The sequence below is a fragment of the Streptomyces sp. 3330 genome, from assembly GCF_031456635.1.
GTDB lineage: Bacteria > Actinomycetota > Actinomycetes > Streptomycetales > Streptomycetaceae > Streptomyces.
Genome location: NZ_JAVDVA010000027.1, coordinates 1 through 20,354, shown reverse-complemented (window position 1 = coordinate 20,354; position 20,354 = coordinate 1). Strand labels below are relative to the sequence as shown.

At 70.8% G+C, this 20,354-nt stretch carries 14 protein-coding genes; 8 read left to right on the top strand and 6 right to left on the bottom strand.

Annotated features, from left to right (window positions below; genetic code table 11):
* The first annotated feature begins 239 nt into the window (after window positions 1–239).
* The 4 genes from J2X68_RS33140 (at window position 240) to J2X68_RS33125 (ending at window position 6,187) form a co-directional block, all read left to right on the top strand.
* On the top strand, window positions 240–1,031 hold the full coding sequence (locus J2X68_RS33140) for an ATP-binding cassette domain-containing protein (protein WP_310436301.1): 792 nt from the start codon (window positions 240–242) through the stop codon (window positions 1,029–1,031).
* Window positions 1,028–2,383 (top strand): sugar ABC transporter permease, encoded by a 1,356-nt coding sequence (locus tag J2X68_RS33135; protein ID WP_399041435.1) that lies wholly within the window; start codon window positions 1,028–1,030, stop codon window positions 2,381–2,383. Before J2X68_RS33140 ends, J2X68_RS33135 begins: the two co-directional genes overlap by 4 nt.
* A gap of 192 nt (window positions 2,384–2,575) precedes the next feature.
* Entirely contained in the window at window positions 2,576–4,501 is a 1,926-nt protein-coding gene (gene dxs, locus J2X68_RS33130) for a 1-deoxy-D-xylulose-5-phosphate synthase (RefSeq protein ID WP_310436352.1), read from the top strand.
* Between the two features lie 156 nt (window positions 4,502–4,657).
* Window positions 4,658–6,187 carry an amino acid permease gene (locus J2X68_RS33125; RefSeq protein ID WP_310436300.1) on the top strand — a complete coding sequence of 510 codons (1,530 nt, stop codon included), beginning with the start codon at window positions 4,658–4,660 and terminating at the stop codon, window positions 6,185–6,187.
* A gap of 72 nt (window positions 6,188–6,259) precedes the next feature.
* Here the strand turns inward: J2X68_RS33125 and J2X68_RS33120 are convergent, their stop codons facing one another.
* The gene (locus J2X68_RS33120) at window positions 6,260–6,631 is read right to left on the bottom strand and encodes an NTP pyrophosphohydrolase (RefSeq protein ID WP_310436299.1); all 372 of its coding nucleotides are present in this window, start codon (window positions 6,629–6,631) and stop codon (window positions 6,260–6,262) included.
* Between the two features lie 81 nt (window positions 6,632–6,712).
* On the opposite strand from J2X68_RS33120, the gene J2X68_RS33115 reads away from it, so the two are divergent.
* On the top strand, window positions 6,713–7,729 hold the full coding sequence (locus J2X68_RS33115; protein ID WP_310436298.1) for a hypothetical protein: 1,017 nt from the start codon (window positions 6,713–6,715) through the stop codon (window positions 7,727–7,729).
* Between the two features lie 351 nt (window positions 7,730–8,080).
* On the opposite strand, the gene J2X68_RS33110 is transcribed toward J2X68_RS33115, so the two are convergent.
* From J2X68_RS33110 to J2X68_RS33095, 4 genes are all read right to left on the bottom strand, one after another.
* Window positions 8,081–10,207, bottom strand: a complete 2,127-nt coding sequence (locus tag J2X68_RS33110) for a 3-hydroxyacyl-CoA dehydrogenase NAD-binding domain-containing protein (protein ID WP_310436297.1) — start codon at window positions 10,205–10,207, stop codon at window positions 8,081–8,083.
* The gene (locus tag J2X68_RS33105) at window positions 10,204–11,430 is read right to left on the bottom strand and encodes an acetyl-CoA C-acyltransferase (RefSeq protein ID WP_310436296.1); all 1,227 of its coding nucleotides are present in this window, start codon (window positions 11,428–11,430) and stop codon (window positions 10,204–10,206) included. Before J2X68_RS33105 ends, J2X68_RS33110 begins: the two co-directional genes overlap by 4 nt.
* A gap of 171 nt (window positions 11,431–11,601) precedes the next feature.
* Window positions 11,602–12,639 (bottom strand): LacI family DNA-binding transcriptional regulator, encoded by a 1,038-nt coding sequence (locus J2X68_RS33100; protein WP_310436295.1) that lies wholly within the window; start codon window positions 12,637–12,639, stop codon window positions 11,602–11,604.
* On the bottom strand, window positions 12,636–15,011 hold the full coding sequence (locus J2X68_RS33095) for a glycosyl hydrolase 2 galactose-binding domain-containing protein (RefSeq protein ID WP_310436294.1): 2,376 nt from the start codon (window positions 15,009–15,011) through the stop codon (window positions 12,636–12,638). Before J2X68_RS33095 ends, J2X68_RS33100 begins: the two co-directional genes overlap by 4 nt.
* 200 nt (window positions 15,012–15,211) lie before the next feature.
* On the opposite strand from J2X68_RS33095, the gene J2X68_RS33090 reads away from it, so the two are divergent.
* From J2X68_RS33090 to J2X68_RS33080, 3 genes are read left to right on the top strand one after another with little or no spacing between them, the layout of a single operon-like run.
* Window positions 15,212–16,531, top strand: a complete 1,320-nt coding sequence (locus J2X68_RS33090) for an ABC transporter substrate-binding protein (RefSeq protein WP_310436293.1) — start codon at window positions 15,212–15,214, stop codon at window positions 16,529–16,531.
* Window positions 16,531–17,505, top strand: coding sequence for a sugar ABC transporter permease (locus J2X68_RS33085; protein ID WP_310436292.1), 975 nt, complete (start codon window positions 16,531–16,533; stop codon window positions 17,503–17,505). Before J2X68_RS33090 ends, J2X68_RS33085 begins: the two co-directional genes overlap by 1 nt.
* Window positions 17,502–18,332 carry a carbohydrate ABC transporter permease gene (locus J2X68_RS33080; protein ID WP_310436291.1) on the top strand — a complete coding sequence of 277 codons (831 nt, stop codon included), beginning with the start codon at window positions 17,502–17,504 and terminating at the stop codon, window positions 18,330–18,332. The genes J2X68_RS33085 and J2X68_RS33080 overlap by 4 nt, the downstream gene beginning before the upstream one ends.
* A 602-nt stretch (window positions 18,333–18,934) precedes the next feature.
* Here J2X68_RS33080 and J2X68_RS33075 read toward each other — a convergent pair.
* Window positions 18,935–20,221 (bottom strand): ribonuclease D, encoded by a 1,287-nt coding sequence (locus J2X68_RS33075; RefSeq protein WP_310436290.1) that lies wholly within the window; start codon window positions 20,219–20,221, stop codon window positions 18,935–18,937.
* Window positions 20,222–20,354: the final 133 nt, after the last annotated feature.

Genomic DNA, 20,354 nt, shown 5'->3' with positions numbered 1-20,354 from the left:
AGCCGGCCCTCGGGTCCCACCGACCGCCAGCCGGTCCCGTGAGACCTGTCCGACGCCCGCCCCACCTCACACCCCGCTGCCGGGGCGGGCGTCGGACGGAACCGTTGCCAAGCGCAGCGGATTCACGCATGTTCATCTTGTAAACCTCGTGCGTCGGCATCGCGTACCCCGCCTGCCGCGCACATCCCTCCGCGCCTGTCTTTGAGCGCGGCATCCCCGCCGGTCAGGCGGCGAAGGAGATGGTTCACGTGTCCGCTACGCCCGTGCTGGCGTTGCGCGGAGTCTCCAAGCGATTCGGTGCTGTGCAGGCACTCACCGACGTCGAGCTGGAGGTCCACGCCGGAGAAGTGGTCGCCCTGGTGGGCGACAACGGCGCAGGAAAGTCCACCCTGGTCAAGACGATCGCGGGTGTCCACCCCATCGATGAGGGCGTCATCGAGTGGGAGGGAAGCCCGGTCAGCATCAACAAGCCGCACGACGCCCAGGGCCTCGGCGTCGCGACCGTCTACCAGGACCTCGCACTGTGCGACAACCTGGACGTGGTCGGCAATCTGTACCTCGGGCGCGAGCTGCTGCACCGCGGCGTCATCGACGAGGTGACGATGGAGAAGAACGCGCGGGAGCTGCTGTCCACGCTCTCCATCCGCATCCCGAGCGTCCGCATCCCGATCGCCAGCCTCTCCGGCGGTCAGCGCCAGGTCGTCGCCATCGCGCGTGCCCTGATCGGCGACCCGAAGGTCGTCATCCTCGACGAGCCCACCGCCGCCCTCGGCGTGGAGCAGACCGCGCAGGTCCTCGACCTGGTCGAGCGGCTGCGCGAGCGCAACCTCGGCGTCATCCTCATCAGCCACAACATGGCCGACGTCAAGGCGGTCGCCGACACCGTCGCCGTCCTGCGTCTGGGCAAGAACAACGGCTCCTTCCCCGTGAAGGACACCAGCCACGAAGAGATCATCGCCGCGATCACCGGGGCCACGGACAACGCCGTGACCCGTCGTGCGGGGCGTCGCACCGCGGAGGCGGCAAAGTGAGCGACACGTCCAAGACCGTGAAGAGCGACTCCTCGGAGCCCGGGAAGGTCGAGAAGACCGGCGGCGTCATCGAGGACCAGACCACCGTCGCGCCCGCCGACGACCCGACCGCCGCGCCGGTCTCCGTCGTCGACCCGCGTCTGCTGGTACGTGAGGAGGGCTTCAAGGGCTACCTCACCGAGTTCAAGCGCAAGGTGAAGGGTGGCGAACTGGGTCAGATCCCCGTCGTCATCGGTCTGATCGTCATCTGGACCATCTTCCAGGCGAAGAACGACCTCTTCCTGAGCGCCGACAACCTCTCCAACATCAGCTACTTCATGTCGGCCACCGGCATGCTGGCCATCGGCCTGGTGTTCGTCCTGCTGCTCGGCGAGATCGACCTGTCGGTCGGTTCCGTCAGCGGCCTGGCGTCGACACTGTTCGCTGTGTTCGTGGTGGACCACACCATGAACCCGTGGCTGTCGCTGGTCCTGACGATCGTCACCGGCGTCGGCATCGGCGCGCTGCACGGCTGGTTCTTCGCGAAGATCGGCGTACCGGCCTTCGTGGTCACCCTGGCCGGCTTCCTCGGCTGGAACGGCCTGATGCTGTGGCTGCTGGGCTCCAGCGGCACCATCAACATCCCGTCGGACTCCGGCCCGGTGCACCTGCTCGGCCAGAACTCCTTCTTCATGGACCAGGCCATCATCGGCGCCTACCTGCTCGCCGGTCTCGCGGTCGTGCTGACCGCCATCGGCAACTTCGGCGAGCAGCGCCGCCGCCGGGCCGCCGGTGTGCCGTTCCGGCCCACCACGGAGATCCTGCTGCGCGTCGGCGCGCTGGCCGTCGCGTCCTTCCTGGCCGCGAGCGTGCTGAACAACGCGTCCGGTGTCTCCAACGCGCTGGTGATCTTCCTCGCGGCGCTGGTGATCGTCGACTTCGTGCTCCGTCGCACCACGTACGGCCGTAAGGTCTTCGCGGTCGGCGGCGGCATCGAGGCGGCCCGCCGGGCCGGCATCAACGTGCCGATGGTCCGCATCACCGTGTTCGCCATCTCCGGCGGTTTCGCGGCGGTCGGCGGCATGTTCTTCGCGGGCCAGACGGCGTCCGCGACGCTGAACGCCGGTGGCGGCAACACCCTGATGCTCGCCATCGCGGCGGCCGTCATCGGTGGCACGAGCCTCTTCGGCGGACGCGGCACGGTGTGGTCCGCGCTCCTGGGCATGCTGGTCATCCAGTCCATCCAGACCGGCCTCGACCTGCTGAACATGAACACCTCGATCCAGTACATGATCACCGGTGGTGTTCTGCTGGGCGCGGTCGTCATCGACTCCATCTCCCGCAAGAGCCAGAAGGCCGCCGGTCGCGGCTGACGCTCCGGAGGACCCCTGTGCCCGGCATCCCTCCCGATGCCGGGCACAGTCGTGTCATAGGAAAGGCTCATTCTGGGTACGGCCGTTCGCGTGACCTATGACGCATGGGCCGGAGTCCGTCCGCCCGGGCGGAACATTAGACTCGACAAGCCCGGCAACAGCTCGATCAGCTTTTACTGCAAGGAGGCACGGGTGCCGCTGCTGACCCGCATCAGGGGACCGCGTGATCTGGACCGGCTCAGCCTGGAGGAGCTGGACCAGCTGGCAGAGGAGATCCGGACCTTCCTCGTCGACGCCGTGTCCAAGACCGGTGGCCACCTCGGCCCCAACCTCGGCGTGGTCGAGCTCACCATCGCCCTGCACCGGGTCTTCGAGTCCCCGAAGGACAAGGTGCTCTGGGACACCGGCCACCAGTCCTACGTGCACAAGCTCCTCACGGGCCGGCAGGACTTCTCCCGGCTGAAGATGAAGGGCGGCCTGTCCGGCTACCCCTCGCAGGCCGAGTCCGAGCACGACGTCATCGAGAACAGCCACGCCTCCACGGTGCTCGGCTGGGCCGACGGCCTCGCGAAGGCCAACCAGATCCTCGACCGCGGCGACCACGTGGTCGCCGTCATCGGCGACGGCGCGCTCACCGGCGGCATGGCCTGGGAGGCGCTGAACAACATCGCCGACGGCGACCGCCCGCTGGTCATCGTCGTCAACGACAACGAGCGCTCGTACGCGCCGACCATCGGCGGCCTGGCCAACCACCTCGCCACCCTGCGGACGACGGACGGCTACGAGCGCTTCCTCGCCCGCACCAAGGAGGTGCTGGAGCGCACCCCCGTCGTCGGCAGACCGCTCTACGAGACGCTGCACGGCGCCAAGAAGGGCCTCAAGGACTTCATCGCCCCCCAGGGCATGTTCGAGGACCTCGGCCTGAAGTACGTCGGTCCGATCGACGGCCACGACATCGAGGCGCTGGAGTCCGCGCTGGCCCGCGCCAAGCGCTTCGGCGGCCCGGTCATCGTGCACTGCCTCACCGAGAAGGGCCGCGGCTACCAGCCCGCCCTCCAGGACGAGGCCGACCGCTTCCACGGCATCGGCCCCATCCACCCCGACACCGGTCTGCCGATCAAGGCCTCGGGCGCCGACTGGACCTCCGTCTTCGGCGACGAGATGGTCGAGCTCGGCAAGGAGCGCGAGGACATCGTCGCGATCACGGCGGCGATGCTCCAGCCGGTCGGACTGAAGAAGTTCGCGGACACCTTCCCGAAGCGCATCTACGACGTCGGCATCGCCGAACAGCACGCCGCCGTCTCCGCGGCGGGCCTCGCGGCGGGCGGCCTGCATCCGGTGTTCGCGGTGTACGCCACGTTCCTCAACCGCGCCTTCGACCAGGTCCTGATGGACGTCGCCCTCCACCGGTGCGGCGTGACCTTCGTACTGGACCGGGCCGGGGTCACCGGCACCGACGGCGCCTCCCACAACGGCATGTGGGACATGTCGATCCTGCAGGTCGTCCCGGGGCTGCGGCTCGCGGCCCCGCGCGACGCCGACCAGGTCCGCGCCCAGCTGCGCGAGGCCGTCGAGGTCGAGGACGCGCCGACCGTCGTCCGCTTCTCCAAGGGCGCCGTGGGCCCCGCCGTGCCCGCCGTGGGACGCGTGGGCGGCATGGACGTGCTGCGCGAGAGCGGCACCGACACCCCGGACGTGCTGCTGGTCTCCGTCGGCGCCCTCGCCCCGATGTGCCTGGAGATCGCGACCCTCCTCGACCGGCAGGGCATCACCACCACGGTCGTCGACCCCCGCTGGGTCAAACCGGTCGACGAGGCCATGGCCCCGCTCGCCGACCGGCACCGCGTCGTCGTCACCGTCGAGGACAACTCCCGGGTCGGCGGCGTCGGCTCGGCGATCGCCCAGGCGCTGCGCGACGCGGGCGTCGACGTCCCGCTGCGCGACTTCGGCATCCCGCCCCGCTTCCTCGACCACGCCTCCCGCGCCGAGGTCATGGCGGAGATCGGGCTGACCGCCCCGGACATCGCCCGCCAGGTCACCGGCCTGGTCTCCAAGCTGGACGGGAAGTACGGCAGCACGGCCGCCGAGGTCGACTCCGTGGAGTCCGCCCGCGACTGACGCCGCCCCCGGCAAGCCGGCACACCCGTATGGGCCGGTTTCACCACTGTGAAGAGTGGTGAAACCGGCCCATTCGCGTTAACCCGCCCGCGTCGGGGCATACGGTCTACGCCCCCTCTCGATCATGTCGAGGACGACACAGCGTGGGAGGTCCCCGTGAGCAGCACCCTCTTCCGGACGAAGAAGGTCGAGCAGTCCATCCTCGATACCGAGGAACCCGAGCACGCGCTCAAGAAATCCTTGTCCGCGCTGGACCTCACCGTCTTCGGCGTCGGCGTCATCATCGGCACCGGCATCTTCGTCCTGACCGGCACGGTCGCCAAGAACAACGCCGGTCCCGCCGTCGCCCTGGCCTTCGTCGCGGCCGGGGTGGCCTGCGCGCTCGCCGCGCTCTGCTACGCCGAGTTCGCCTCGACCGTCCCGGTGGCCGGCTCGGCGTACACCTTCTCGTACGCCTCCCTCGGCGAGCTCCCCGCCTGGATCATCGGCTGGGACCTGGTCCTGGAGTTCGCGCTCGGCACGGCGGTGGTGGCCGTCGGCTGGTCGGGGTACATCGCCTCGCTGCTCGACAACGCGGGCTGGCACCTGCCGGCGGCGCTCAGCGGCCGGGAGGGAGCCGACGGCTTCGGCTTCGACATCCTCGCCGCCGCCCTCGTCCTGGTGCTGACCGCCATCCTCGTGGTCGGCACGAAGCTCTCCGCGCGCGTCACGTCCGTCGTCGTCGCCATCAAGGTGACCGTCGTGCTGACCGTGATCATCGCGGGCGCCTTCTTCATCCAAGGCGACAACTACGACCCGTTCATCCCGAAGGCGCAGGCCGTCGACGCGGGCGACAGCCTGCAGTCCCCGCTCATCCAGCTGATGTTCGGCTGGGCGCCCTCGAACTTCGGCGTGATGGGCATCTTCACCGCCGCCTCCGTCGTGTTCTTCGCCTTCATCGGCTTCGACGTGGTCGCCACCGCCGCCGAGGAGACCAGGAACCCGCAGCGCGACATGCCCCGCGGCATCATCGGCTCCCTCATCATCTGCACCGTGCTGTACGTCGCCGTGTCGATCGTGGTCACCGGAATGCAGCACTACACCGAGCTGTCGGTCAGCGCCCCGCTCGCCGACGCCTTCAAGGCCACCGGGCACCCCTGGTTCGCGGGCTTCATCAGCTTCGGCGCCGCCGTCGGCCTGACGACGGTCTGCATGATCCTGCTCCTCGGCCAGACCCGGGTCTTCTTCGCGATGAGCCGCGACGGACTGCTGCCGCGCTTCTTCTCGCACGTCCACCCGCGGTTCAAGACCCCGCACCGGCCGACCATCCTGCTGGGCGTGCTCATCGCGATCCTGGCCGGCTTCACCAGCCTCAGCGAACTCGCCGAACTGGTGAACATCGGCACCCTCTTCGCGTTCGTGGTCGTCGCGATCGGCGTGATCATCCTGCGCAGGTCGCGCCCCGACCTGCCCCGGTCCTTCCGGACCCCGTGGGTGCCGTTCCTGCCGATCCTGTCGGTGTGCGCCTCGCTGTGGCTGATGCTCAACCTGCCCGCCGAGACGTGGCTGCGGTTCGGTATCTGGATGGTCATCGGGTTCGTCGTGTACTTCCTCTACGGCCGCTCGCACAGCCTTCTCGGCCGTCGCGGGGCCGCGGCCGCCGCCGGGGCCGGGGCCGCCGAGCCGGGCCGCGACGACACGGTGTGACGCCGGGGAGCCGGCCCCGCAGGACCGCACGGGGCCGGCTCCGGCGCCAACGCCCCGGCCGCGTGCGGGCCCTCAGCCCCGTACCGAGCGCGGGCCGGTCACGTCCGCGCCCAGCTCCGTCACCCGGCGGCGCAGCTCGCGGTCGGCCGTGACGACCAGACGGCGGCGTCCCGCGGACGCGGCCACCAACTCGACGACCCGGTCGTCCCCGCTGCCGGGCGCCGCCTCCACCCGCACGCCGGGCACCGGCTCCACCCCGCGGGCCGCGCCCTCCACGACGAGGACGATCTCCAGGGCCCCCTCGTGCCCGGGCAGCCCGTCCGCGGCCAGCCGGTCGCGCAGACGCTCCGCCGCCCCGCGCCGGTCCCGCCACCACCCGTCGGGCACCGACCCCACGACGTTCGCGGCGTCGACGATCACGAGCAGCGCGGCGTCGTCGTCCATGGGCCCAGCGTCGCACGGACGGCCCCGCGGGTGTGACCCCCTCACGCAGGCGCCGTGAGGGGTCCGGCATAAAGTGACCGGGTGAACGGCGACTGGCTCATACGCGGCCGCGACGGGCGGCTCGGTGTCTATCTGATGTCGGACGACGCCGTCCTGTGCAGGGCGGAACGTACCCCGGGCGGGCCCTGGGAGGCCCCACGCAGGGTGGGCGGCGACCAGAAGGTGTATCCGGCCGCGGCCGTCGGCCAGGGCGCCGACGGCTACGCCCACCTGGCCGCCTGGCGGCCCACGGTGAAGGGGGAGGCCGGGCTGGTGCACTCCGCGCACTTCCGGCCGCACCTGGCGGCCCTGGACTGGACCCCCATCGGTCATCCCAACAAGAAGGGCGACCGCACCGGCACACCCGCCGTCGCGGTGGACGCCCAGGGACGCGCGCACGTGTTCGTCCGCAACATCGGCACGGGACTGTGCATGGTCGCCCAGAAGGAGAAGGGCGGCTGGGACCCGTGGCGCGACCTGAAGGGACAGGGCGTCGAGGGCCCGCCGATCGCGGTGACGGGGGAGTCCGGCCGCGTCCAGGCGTACGCGGCCGTCTCCGGCGGGATCCTGCACTGGCGCCAGGACGCGCCGGGCGCCCAGCCGGTGCTCCAGGAGCCCCTCAAGGCAGCGGTGCGGCCCCGTACGCTGCGGGCGCTGGCCACTTCACCGGAGCACACCACGCTCTTCTACACCGACGACTCCGGTGACGTGTGCGCCTGGCGTCCCGGCAGCGAGCCCGTCTCCGTGCTGGCCGCCGCCGGACCCGGTCCCGTCGCCGCGATCCGCACCGAACTCGACGGTCACGACTGCACGTTGCTCGCCCAGCGCTCCTCGAGCGGCCGGGTCGCCTTCGCGGCCTATCCGACCGAACGGGAGTCGGCGGGCGCCTGGTGGGCCGAGTCGGGCCCCCAACTGCCCGCCGACGCCGTGGTGGCGCTCACCAAGGACCACGAGGACCGGGTGGTCGCGGCGGCCCTGTCCCCGGCGACCGGCCTGCTCCAGCTCACCCGGCGCAAGGACGAGCCCGGCCTGGCCCTGATGGCCTGGCGGACGGTCTGAGCGGAAACACCCGGTAACAGGCCTGCACCGGCCGGTGACACGCATGCACCGGGCGGCGGCACGCCACGCCCGCGCCGGCCGGTAGGCGCCCGCGCCGGCCGGCGGCACACGCCCACCCGTACCGCCGTGCCGGACGCCGAGCCCGTGCGGGCCCCGAGCCCGCCGTGCCGGACGGCGCTCCGCAGGACCGGGAGCAGGACGCTCCGGCGCCCCACAGGACGACGGCGACGCAGCAGGACACCAAGAGGGCCCCCGCCGGTGGCGGAGGCCCTCTTTTCCCGTCCGAGGACGCGGAACGGCTACAGACGCGGGACGGCTACGGACGCGGAACGGCCGCAGCGGCCCCGGTGATCAGGCCGGAACCGAGGCCACGCCCGGCGCCAGGAACTTCTTGCCGTTCACCCGCTCGGAGACGCCCTCGCGGTCCAGGTACGGCGTGATGCCGCCCAGGTGGAAGGGCCAGCCCGCGCCCGTGATCAGGCAGAGGTCGATGTCCTGCGCCTCGGCGACGACACCCTCGTCGAGCATGAGCCCGATCTCCTGGGCCACCGCGTCCAGGACACGCGCCCGCACCTGCTCCTCGGTCAGGACGGTGTCGCCCTGCTGCAGGAGCGCCGAGACCTCGGGGTCCAGCTCGGGCTTGCCGCTGTCGTAGACGTAGAAGCCGCGCTTGCCCGCCTTGACGACGGCCGCGAGGTTCGAGGAGACCGTGAAACGGTCCGGGAACGCCCGGTTGAGCGTTTCCGAGACGTGCAGACCGATCGCCGGACCGACGAGCTCGAGGAGCACCAGCGGGGACATCGGCAGGCCGAGCGGTTCCACCGCCTTTTCCGCCACCGCGACCGGGGTGCCCTCGTCGATGACGTTCTGCACCTCGCCCATGAAACGGGTGAGAATGCGGTTCACGACGAACGCCGGGGCGTCCTTCACCAGAACCGCCGTCTTCTTCAGCTTCTTGGCGACGGCGAATGCCGTGGCCAGCGAGGCGTCGTCGGTCTGCTCGCCCCGGACGATCTCCAGGAGCGGCAGGATCGCGACCGGGTTGAAGAAGTGGAAGCCGACGACCCGCTCGGGGTTCTTCAGCTTCGACGCCATCTCGGAGACCGACAGCGAGGAGGTGTTCGTGGCGAGGATCGCGTGCGCCGGGGCGACCGCCTCGACCTCCGCGAACACCTGCTGCTTGACGCCGATCTCCTCGAACACGGCCTCGATGATGAAGTCCGCGTCGGCGAAGCCCTCGGCCTTGTCCAGCACACCGGAGACCAGCGCCTTGAGGCGGTTGGCCTTGTCCTGGTTGATGCGGCCCTTGCCGAGCAGCTTCTCGATCTCGGCGTGGACGTAGCCCACACCCTTGTCGACGCGCTCCTGGTCGATGTCGGTCAGCACGACCGGCACCTCGAGGCGGCGCAGGAACAGCAGCGCGAGCTGCGAGGCCATCAGGCCCGCGCCCACGACGCCGACCTTGGTGACCGGACGCGCCAGAGACTTGTCCGGGGCGCCGGCCGGGCGCTTGCCGCGCTTCTGCACCAGGTTGAACGCGTAGATGCCGGCGCGCAGTTCGCCACCCATGATGAGGTCGGCGAGCGCGACGTCCTCGGCGTCGTAGCCCTGCTGGAGGTCGCCGTTCTTGGCGGCGGCGATGATGTCGAGGGCGCGGTAGGCGGCCGGGGCCGCGCCGTGCACCTTGCTGTCCGCGACGAACCGGCCGCGCGCGACGGCCTGGTCCCAGGCCTCACCGCGGTCGATGACCGGGCGGTCGACGACGATCTCGCCCTTGAGGACGGACGCCGTCCACAGCAGCGACTGCTCCAGGAAGTCCGCGCCCTCGAACAGGGCGTCGGCGATGCCCAGTTCGTAGACCTGCACGCCCTTGAGCTGCTTGTTCTGGTTGAGCGAGTTCTCGATGATCACCGAGACGGCCTTGTCGGCGCCGATCAGGTTCGGCAGCAGCGTGCAGCCGCCCCAGCCCGGTACCAGACCGAGGAAGACCTCGGGCAGCGAGAAGGCGGGCAGCGCGGCCGACACCGTGCGGTACGAGCAGTGCAGACCGACCTCGACGCCACCGCCCATCGCGGCGCCGTTGTAGTACGCGAAGGTCGGGACCGCGAGGCCCGACAGGCGCTTGAAGACCTCGTGGCCGCCCTTGCCGATGGCGAGCGCGTCCTTGTGCTCCTTGAGGAGCTCGACGCCCTTGAGGTCCGCGCCGACGGCGAAGATGAACGGCTTGCCGGTGACGCCGGCACCGACGATCTCGCCGGCCGCCGCCTCCTTCTCGACCTGGTCGATCGCCGAGTCGAGGTTCGCGAGGGACTGCGGGCCGAAGGTGGTCGGCTTGGTGTGGTCGAAACCGTTGTCCAGCGTGATCAGGGCGAAGCGCCCGGCGCCGAACGGCAGGTCCAGGTGACGGACGTGCGCCTGCGTGACGACCTCGTCCGGGAACAGCTCGGCCGCGCCCTTCAGGAGTTCGGTGGTGCTCACTTGTCGCCTCCGGCGGACTCGAAGTGCGGGTTCTCCCAGATGACCGTGGCGCCCATGCCGAAGCCGACGCACATGGTGGTCAGGCCGTAGCGGACCTGCGGCTGCTCCTCGAACTGGCGGGCCAGCTGCGTCATGAGACGGACGCCGGAGGAGGCCAGCGGGTGACCGAAGGCGATCGCGCCGCCGTACTGGTTGACGCGCTCGTCGTCGTCCGCGATGCCGTAGTGGTCGAGGAAGGCCAGCACCTGGACGGCGAAGGCCTCGTTGATCTCGAACAGGCCGATGTCGGAGATCGACAGACCGGCCTGCGCCAGCGCCTTCTCCGTGGCCGGGATCGGGCCGTAGCCCATGACCTCCGGCTCGACACCCGCGAAGGAGTACGAGACGAGGCGCATCTTGACCGGCAGGTCGTTCTCGCGGGCGAATTCCTCGGACGCGATGAGGGAGGCGGTCGCGCCGTCGTTCAGACCCGCCGCGTTGCCCGCCGTGACCCGGCCGTGGACCCGGAACGGGGTCTTGAGACCGGAGAGGTTCTCCAGCGTCGTGCCCGGGCGCATCGGCTCGTCGGCGGTGACCAGGCCCCAGCCCGTCTCACCGGCGTCCGGGTTGGTGCGGCGGACCGAGACCGGCACCAGATCAGCCTGGATCTTGCCGTTCGCGTAGGCCTTGGCGGCCTTCTCCTGCGAGCGCACGGCGTACTCGTCGGCGCGCTGCTTGGTGATCTGCGGGTAGCGGTCGTGCAGGTTCTCGGCGGTCATGCCCATGAACAGAGCGGACTCGTCGACCAGCTTCTCGCTGACGAACCGCGGGTTGGGGTCCACGCCCTCGCCCATCGGGTGGCGGCCCATGTGCTCGACACCACCGGCGATGGCGATGTCGTAGGCGCCGAAGGCGACGGACCCGGCGACCGCGGTGACGGCCGTCAGGGCGCCCGCGCACATGCGGTCGATGGAGTAACCGGGCACGGAGGTCGGCAGACCGGCCAGGATGCCGGCGGTGCGGCCGATGGTCAGGCCCTGGTCGCCGATCTGCGTGGTCGCGGCGATGGCGACCTCGTCGATCTTCTTCGGGTCGAGACCGGGGTTGCGGCGCAGCAGCTCCCGGATCGCCTTCACGACGAGGTCGTCGGCCCGGGTCTCGTGGTAGATGCCCTTCGGGCCCGCCTTGCCGAACGGGGTACGGACGCCGTCGACGAAGACGACGTCCCTGACGGTACGAGGCACGATGGCTCTCCTCCAGGTGCGGGATGGCACTGCTGCGACACGCAAGCGCTGAGCGCGCGCTCAGGAACCATGCTACTTGTGGGTAACGTAGCTGCCCAGTCCCGGAGAGCCAAGCGGCGAACGTCACACCCGGGACGGGGCCGGGATCACCCCGCGTCCGCCCCCCCCCGCTCAGCCCCGCGGCGGCGCCGTGGAGCCCCGCGGTGTCAGCACGGGCGTCGGCACCGGATGCGATCCGGGACCCGGACCGGTGATCACGCCGAACAGCGTCCGCGCCGCCTCCGCGCCGAATCCGTGCACGTCATGGCTCATCGCGGACAGCGTCGGATGAGTGAGCCGGCACAGCTGGGAGTCGTCCCAGGCGAGCAGCGAGACGTCGCCCGGCACACCGAGCCCCATCTCGGCCGCCACGGCCAGCCCGGCCACCGCCATGATGTCGTTGTCGTAAACGATTGCCGTCGGCCGGTCCGCCGGAGCGGCCGTCAGCATCGAGCGGGTCGCGCGGGCCCCCGCCTCCCCGGAGTAGTCCGTGGCGACCTGCCACGCCCCGGCCAGCCCCAGAGTCCGCGCCGCCGCGTCGAAGGCCGCGGTCCGCATCACCGTGTGCCCGAGCGCGGCCGCGCCCCCCACCCGGGCGATCCGCCGGTGCCCGAGCGCCGCGAGATAGCGCACCGCTTCCGTCACCGCCGTCGCGTCGTCGGTCCACACCGACGTCAGGCTCCCGGTCAGCGTGGGGTGGCCCACCGCGACCACGGGCATCCCGAGCCGCTCGGCCACCGCCACCCGCGGGTCGTCGGCCCGGAAGTCGACCAGGATCGAGCCGCCGATCTGCCGCCCGCGCCACCACGACTCCAGCAGCCCCGCCTCCTCCTCGACCGTGCGCACCAGCCTCAGCAGCAAGGAACAGGAATGCTCGGTCAGCACGCTCTCCACCCCGGAGACGAACTCCATGTAGAACGGCTCCAGGCCCAGCATCCGGGCCGGCCGGCAGATCGCGAGCCCCACCACGTCCACCCGCGAACTCGACAGCGAGCGCGCCGTGAGGTTCGGTTCCCAGCCCAGCTCCCGCGCCGCCGCGAAGATCCGGTCCCGGGTCGCCTCCGACAGCCCCGGCTTGCGGTTGAAGGCCAGCGACACGGCGCCCTTGGACACGCCGGCGCGCGCCGCCACGTCCTTGATGGTGACGCGGGACGACGGGGAGGCAGTCATCGAGCGGGCTCCTGGCAGTACAGCGCGGCCCGGGCGGCGGCGGCATCCGGAGTCTCCCAGCCCTCGACCCCGATGGTGACCCGTTCCCCGGGCAGCAGGGTGACGAGCCCCCGGTCGGCCCGGGCCTGCGGCCCCAGCCGGTCGGCCTGGAGCAGCAGATCCCGTACGAGGGTGCGGGCCGTGACCGTGACGCTCCCCGGGGCCACCGTCACCTCGAACCGTGGTCGCGGGTAAGGGATGTCACGGTCGGGCACCGGGAAACGCACCGCCCGCAGCCCGCCCTCCGCGTCGGCCACCAGGAACTCCTTCGCACCGGCAGGCTCCAGCTCCGCCGGCACCCGCAGCTCGTCCACCACCCGGGCGCCGACGGCCAGTTCCGTGCTCGCCGCCCCGAGCACCTCGCCCTCCACGGACATCCGGCGCCACCGCACGGTGCCCGCCCACGGCTCACCCGACTGGTTCACGGCCGCCAACACCAGCCCGTCGCTGCGCTCTTGGAAGGTGAGCAGCCGGTCCGCGTAGAGCCGCCGCAACTCGTGGTACAGCGGTTTCTCCCGCCCGTCCCCGTCGATCGCCGCCCACGACGTCACCGGCCAGCAGTCGTTGAGCTGCCAGACGACCGTGCCCGCGCACACCGGCCAGTGCGACCGCCAGTGCTCGATCCCGATCGCCACCGCCCGCGCCTGGTTGACCTGCGTGAGGTAGTGCCAGCGGTCGAAATCCCCCTCCGGCACGACGAAGTGGCGGGCGAGGCCGCGCTCCAGCTTGCCGTTGCCGTCCTCGGCCTTCTGGTGGTGCAGCATGCCGGGGGAGTCCGCCGCGAGTTCCTCGCCCGGCAGCGCCCGCCGCAGCGTCGCGTGGGCGGGCGGCGCCTGCCAGCCGAACTCGGCCACGAACCGCGGTACTTCGCTCCGGTACTCGGTGTAGTCCCGCCGGTTCCACACCTCCCACGAGTGATGCGTCCCGTGCGCCGGGTCGTTGGGATGGCGCGCCCACGACCCCGACCACGGGCTGCCCGCCGTGTACGGCCGCGTCGGATCCAGCTCGGCCACGACGCGCGGCAGCAGACCCAGGTAGTACCCCTCCCCCCAGGAGTCCCCGCCGAGCCGCTCCTCCCACTTCCAGTCCCGGAACCCCCAGAGGTTCTCGTTGTTGCCGTTCCACAGCACGAGCGACGGATGCGGCATCAGCCGGACGACGTTCTCGCGGGCCTCCGCCTCCACCTCGCCCCGCAACGGCTGCTCCTCGGGGTAGGCCGCGCACGCGAACGGGAAGTCCTGCCACACCAGCAGGCCCAGTTCGTCGCACGCGTCGTAGAAGTTTTCGCTCTCGTAGAGACCGCCGCCCCAGACCCGGACCAGGTCGACCCCGGCGTCGGCCGCCTGTCGCAACCGCTTGCGGTAACGCTCCCGGGTCACCCGGGACGGGAACACGTCGTCCGGGATCCAGTTCACCCCCCTGGCGAAGAGCCGCTCCCCGTTCACCACGAGGGTGAAACCGGTTCCGTAAGCGTCCGCGGAGGTGTCCAGCACGACCGTGCGGAACCCGACGCGCCGCCGCCAGACATCGAGCGGCGCACTCCCGTGACGCAGGGTCAACTCGACCTCGTACAACGGTTGCCCACCGTATCCCCGCGGCCACCACAGCTCCGCCTCCGGCACCTCGACGCGCACCACGCCGCCGGTGCCCGTCACCTCGGCGCGCACCGACCGTCCCGCCACCCGGGCCTCCAGCGTGAGACCGGCCTCCACCCGGGTCCGCTCCACCTCCACCCGCAGCTCGACCACCCCGACGCCCCCTTCGACGGTCACCAGCGGGCGTACCCGGGCGAGCCGCGCCGTCGACCAGCGCTCCACCCGCACCGGCCGCCAGATCCCCGCGGTCACCAGGGTGGGCCCCCAGTCCCAGCCGAACGAGCACGCCATCTTGCGGAGGTACTGGTACGGCTCGGCGTAGGCGGCCGGGCGGTCGCCGACCTCACCGCGCACGGCCTCCGCCTCGGCGTAGGCCGACACGAACCGCACGGCCAGCGCCCCCTCGATCCCGGTCACGTCGAAGCGGTAGGAGCGGTGCATGTTCCGCACCCGGCCGAGGAGCCGGCCGTCCAGGGTGACCTCCGCGACCGTGTCGAGTCCGTCGAAGACCAGGTCGGTCTGCTCGTGCCCGGACGGCACGGCCGGCAGATCCCTCTCGTACGTCCACTCGCGCCGCCCCACCCAGGCGACCTCCTTCTCGGCCGTTCCGAGGAACGGGTCCGGGATCAGCCCGGCGGCGAGCAGATCCGTGTGCACGCAGCCCGGCACCTCGGCCGGGAACGGCTTCCCCTCGTGCCGCAGGTGCCATCCGTCGTCGAGCGGTGAGGCCTCCAGCATGCGCACTCCCTAAACCGGTCAAGCCCACAACTGAGCGCCACTTCTTCATCGTTGGCGGGAATCGGACTTTACCGGTTGAGAAAGCGCTGCCAGAGTGCCGAATCAGCCAACCCGCCCGGGTACCACCGACCCGCTCGTGTTCCACCACACCGCACGTGCTCGTCCGTCCCGAGAAGATCCCGAGAACGGAAGTGATGCACATGAACCGCCGTACGGTCACGATCCTCGCCACGGTCGCGGGAGCCGCCCTGCTGCTCCAGGGCTGCACCGGCACCGGGGGCAGCGCCAAGGGCGCGGACGCCGACGCGCCCGACGACCCCTCCGAGGTCAGCGGCACCATCACGGTCCTCACCGTGCGCACCGACCTCGTGCAGGACGGCACGATGAAGAAGTACGCCGCCGAGTTCAACAAGACCTATCCCAAGGTCGAGGTGGAGTTCCAGGCCCTCACCGACTACGAGGCCGAGATCAAGATCCGGATGAACACCGACGACTACGGCGACGTCCTGCTGATCCCCGCGGTTATCAAGAAGAACGACTACCCGAAGTTCTTCGCCTCCCTCGGCACCGCCGACGAGCGCGCCGAGAAGTACCGCTTCACCGACTTCACCACCGTCGACGGCAAGGTCTACGGCCAGAGTCCGGTCGGCGTGATGCCCGGCTTCGTCTACAACAAGCGGGTCTGGAAGGAGGCAGGGGTCACGGCCTGGCCCACCACCCCGGCCGAGTTCCTCGCCGACCTCAAGGCGATCAAGGCGAAGACCGACGCGATCCCCTACTACACCAACTTCGCCGCGCAGTGGCCCCTGACCTCCTGGACGTACGTCGACGGCTCCGTCCACTGCGACCCGCAGGCGACCACGAAGCTCGCCGAGGACGACCCCTGGGCCGAGAACTCCGACCTGCGCGTCGGGGACACGCTGCTGTACGACATCGTCGAGCAGGGCCTCGCCGAGAAGGACCCCACGACCAGCAACTGGGAGGAGTCCAAGCCCCGGACGGCCAAGGGCGAGATCGCCACCCAGTGGCTCGGCACCTGGGCGATCATCCAGTTCCAGGACGCCGCCAGGAAGGCCGGCGTGAACCCGGACGACATCGGTTTCATGCCGTTTCCCGCCCAGACCGACGGCGCCTTCTGCGCGACGGTCGGCCCCGACTACCACCAGGCCGTGAACGTCCACTCCCCGCACAAGGAGGCGGCCCGCGCCTGGATCGACTGGTTCACCGACAAGTCCGGCTACGACAAGGACAACCTGGCCATCTCCCCGCTGAAGGACGCGCCCATGCCCGAGGTGCTGAAGCCGTACGAGGAGGCGGGCGTCAAGCTCATCGAACTGGACGACGCGGCGGGCGCGAAGGTCAAGCTGATCGACGACGAGTCCGAGGTCGGCATCTACAAGCCCGAGTACCGCCAGGACCTGGTCGACCTGGCACGCGGCGCCAAGAAGGGCAGTCTGGACGACTTCCTCGGCGACCTCGGCAAGAAGTGGACCGAGACGCAAGCGACCGTGAGCGACTGATGGCGCACGCGCACCCGCACACCCCGGCGCACCGCGCCGAGCGGACGGACCCCGCAGCCGTGAAACCGGTTACGAAAGGCACCGTCCCGGCGCCGGCCCCGCGCCGGGCGCGCACCTGGCGACTGCTGACCCCCTGGCTGTTCCTGCTGGCCCCGCTCGCCCTGCTGATCACCTTCACCTACGCGCCGATCGCCAACATGGTCGCCTACAGCTTCACCGACTGGGACGGCGTGAGCCCCGAACTGCACTACACGGGAGCCGACAACTACACGGAGATCTTCACCAGGGAGGACCTCTTCCAGGTCTTCTGGGTAAGCGGCTACTACCTGGTTGCCTCGGTGATCCAGATCGTCGCCGCGCTCTACTTCGCGACGATCCTGAGTTTCAGCATCCGTTTCCGCAACTTCTTCAAGGGAGTGCTGTTCTTCCCGTCCCTGGTGAACGGCGTGGCAATCGGTTTCGTCTTCCTCTACTTCTTCCAGGACGGCGGCACCTTCGACACGGTGCTCGGTCTCTTCGGCCTCCACACCGACCACGCCTGGCTGGGCACCCCGGTCTCGGCGAACACCTCGCTGGCCGGCGTCTCGATCTGGCGCTACCTCGGCATGAACTTCGTCCTGTTCCTCGGGGCGATCCAGTCCATCCCGGGGGAGCTGTACGAGGCGGCGGAACTGGACGGCGCCGACCGCCGGCACCAGTTCCGCTACATCATCCTGCCCGGCATCAGGCCGGTGCTGACGCTGACGGTCATCCTGTCCGTCTCCGGTTCCCTCTCGGCCTTCGAGATCCCGTACATCATGACCGGCGGGGCGACCGGTACCGAGACCTTCGTGATCCAGACCGTGAAACTGGCCTTCCAGTTCAACAAGACGGGGCTCGCCTCGGCGGCGGCGGTCGTGCTGCTGCTGATCATCCTGCTGGTGACCTGGGTGCAGCGCCGTCTCGTCCCCGACGACAGGGTGGACCTCGTATGACGCGCCGTGCTGTGACCCGTGCCCTCGTGTACCTGTCGCTGATCGCCGCGACGCTGGTCGTGCTGCTCCCGCTGGGCGTCGTGCTCCTGACGTCGCTGAAGACCGAGCAGGAGACGGCGAGCGGCAGCGGGGCCCTCACGCTGCCGCACGACCCGCTCAACTTCCGCAACTACGTGACCGCGTTCCAGGACGGCCACATGCTCACGGCGTTCGGCAACACGGCCTTCATCCTCGTCGTCTCGGTCGGCGGAACCGTTCTCATCGGGTCGATGACGGCGTACGCCATCGACCGGTTCACCTTCCGTTTCCGGAAACTGGTGATCGCCCTGTTCCTGGTCGCCGCGCTGGTCCCCGGGGTGACCACCCAGGTGGCCACCTTCCAGATCGTCCACAGCCTCGGGATGTTCGACACCCGCTGGGCCCCGATCGCCCTCTACATGGGCACGGACATCGTCTCGATCTACATCTTCCTGCAGTTCGTGCGCTCGATCCCGGTCTCGCTGGACGAGGCCGCCCGACTCGATGGCGCCAACGCGTTCACGATCTACCGGAAGATCATCTTTCCGTTGCTGAAACCCGCGACAGCGACGGTCGTGATCGTGAAGGGGATCGCCGTCTACAACGACTTCTACATCCCCTTCCTCTACATGCCCTCACAAGATCTTGGCGTGATCTCGACGTCCCTGTTCCGCTTCAAGGGCCCCTACGCGGCCCACTGGGAAACGATCTCGGCGGGAGCCGTGCTGGTCATCCTGCCGACGCTGATCGTCTTCCTCGCCCTGCAGAAATACATCTACAACGGTTTCATGAGAGGAGCGACGAGGTAACCGCTTGCTGCCTGAGCTGCCTGAGCTGCCTGAGCTGCCCGGCTCGCGAGGGACTCGTGCGACGCGTGAAACCGTCGGGGCTTGAGCAACACATGGGACCAGGGTGACCCGTAGGACCCGAGTGACCCGTGAGGCCTGCGCAGCTCGCGCGGCTCGCCTGCGCGGCCCGTACCGCTCGTGCGGCTCCCCCCCCCGAGGCGCCTGGCGCGGGCCCGCCGACACCCGTCGCGGGCCCCCGGCAGCCCGGGCGAGCCGACGACACCTGCCGCCGGCCGCCTACGTCTGGCACGGGCCTCCGGTCCCCCGAGCGAGCCGATGACACCCGCCGCAGGCCGCCGACGCACGGGACGCCGGTGTCCCCGAGCGAGCCGACGGCACCCGGTGCCGGCCGCCGACACCTGCCGTCGGCCGCCGACGTCTGGCACGGGTTGCCTGGTATCCCGGGCGGGCCGCCGACGCCCCGGCGCAGGCCGACGACGCCCCGGCGCGGGCCGACGGTGCCCTGCGCGGGCCGACGACGCCCCGGCGCGGGCCGACGGCGTCACCGGTGACCCGACGCCGTCCGGTGGCGCCACCGGCGCCCCGAGCGGGTCCCGCCGGGGTCAGGCTTCCTGGCCGGCCAGGGCCGCCGCGAGCACCGGAGCGACCTGCTCCACCTGCCACGGCCGCGCCCCGTACGACGCGAGGGCACCGGCGACCGCCGCTTCGTCGGCTGCCGGGGGCTCCCAGCAGACCCGCCGCACCGCGTCCGGGGCGATCAGGTTCTCCTGCGGCATGTTCAGCTCCTCGGCCAGCGCGGAGACGGCGGTCCGCGCCGCGGACAGCCGCGCCGCGGCGACGGGGTCCTTGTCGGCCCAGGCCCGCGGCGGCGGCGGACCCGCCACCGGCTGCCCCGGCTGCGGAAGCTGCGACTCGCTCAGCGCCTTGGCGCGGTCGACGGCCGCCTGCCACTGCTCCAGCTGCCGCCGGCCCATCCGGTGCCCGAACCCGGTCAGCGCGGCCAGCGCCTGCACGTTCACGGGCAGGGACAGCGCCGCCTCCACGATGGCCGCGTCCGAGAGGACCTTGCCCGGGGACACGTCCCGCCGCTGCGCGATCCGGTCCCGTGTCTGCCACAGCTCCCGCACGACGCCCAGCTGCCGCCGCCGGCGCACCTTGTGCATGCCGGACGTGCGGCGCCACGGGTCCTTGCGGGGCTCGGGCGGCGGGGCGGAGGCGATGGCGTCGAACTCCTGACGGGCCCAGTCCAGCTTGCCCTGCCGGTCCAGCTCCTTCTCCAGCGCGTCGCGCAGGTCGACCAGGAGCTCGACGTCGAGCGCCGCGTACCGCAGCCAGGGTTCGGGCAGCGGCCGGGTGGACCAGTCCACCGCGGAGTGGCCCTTCTCGAGGACGAAGCCCAGCACTCCTTCGACCATGGCGCCGAGGCCGACCCGCGGGAATCCGGCGAGCCGTCCGGCCAGCTCGGTGTCGAACAGCCGCGTCGGCACCATGCCTATCTCGCGCAGGCACGGCAGGTCCTGGGTGGCCGCGTGCAGCACCCACTCCACGCCGGACAGGGCCTCGCCCAGCGCGGAGAGGTCGGGGCAGCCCACGGGGTCGATCAGCGCGGTGCCGGCGCCTTCGCGACGCAGCTGCACCAGATAGGCGCGCTGTCCGTAGCGGTAGCCGGAGGCGCGCTCGGCGTCCACGGCGACGGGGCCGGTGCCCGCGGCGAAGGCGGCGATCACCTCGGCGAGGGCGGCCTCGTCGGCGATCACCGGAGGAATGCCCTCACGCGGTTCGAGCAAAGGTGTCGGCGCCCCGGAATCAGCTGATCCGCCGTCGTCCGGAGGGGCGCCTCCGGTGGTTCGCAGTGAACTGGCTGCTGCGGTTTCTTGGGCGTCGGTCACCTGTCAAGGGTATCTGTGTATCGACGGCGCCCCCCCCCCGGCCGCTACCTAGGCCGGGGCCCGGGGGGGGTTAAAACGGCAAGCCCGGGGACCAAAGGGGGCGGGGGGGGGTGAAAACCCGCCCACAACGGGG

What these genes read in the sequence shown, in the direction of transcription:
- J2X68_RS33140 (WP_310436301.1), top strand. Translation starts at nt 240, where the DNA reads ATGGTTCACGTGTCCGCTACGCCCGTGCTGGCGTTGCGCGGAGTCTCC.
- J2X68_RS33120 (WP_310436299.1), bottom strand. Translation starts at nt 6,631, where the DNA reads ATGGACGACGACGCCGCGCTGCTCGTGATCGTCGACGCCGCGAACGTC.
- J2X68_RS33100 (WP_310436295.1), bottom strand. Translation starts at nt 12,639, where the DNA reads ATGACTGCCTCCCCGTCGTCCCGCGTCACCATCAAGGACGTGGCGGCG.
- J2X68_RS33095 (WP_310436294.1), bottom strand. Translation starts at nt 15,011, where the DNA reads ATGCTGGAGGCCTCACCGCTCGACGACGGATGGCACCTGCGGCACGAG.
- J2X68_RS33090 (WP_310436293.1), top strand. Translation starts at nt 15,212, where the DNA reads ATGAACCGCCGTACGGTCACGATCCTCGCCACGGTCGCGGGAGCCGCC.
- J2X68_RS33085 (WP_310436292.1), top strand. Translation starts at nt 16,531, where the DNA reads ATGGCGCACGCGCACCCGCACACCCCGGCGCACCGCGCCGAGCGGACG.
- J2X68_RS33080 (WP_310436291.1), top strand. Translation starts at nt 17,502, where the DNA reads ATGACGCGCCGTGCTGTGACCCGTGCCCTCGTGTACCTGTCGCTGATC.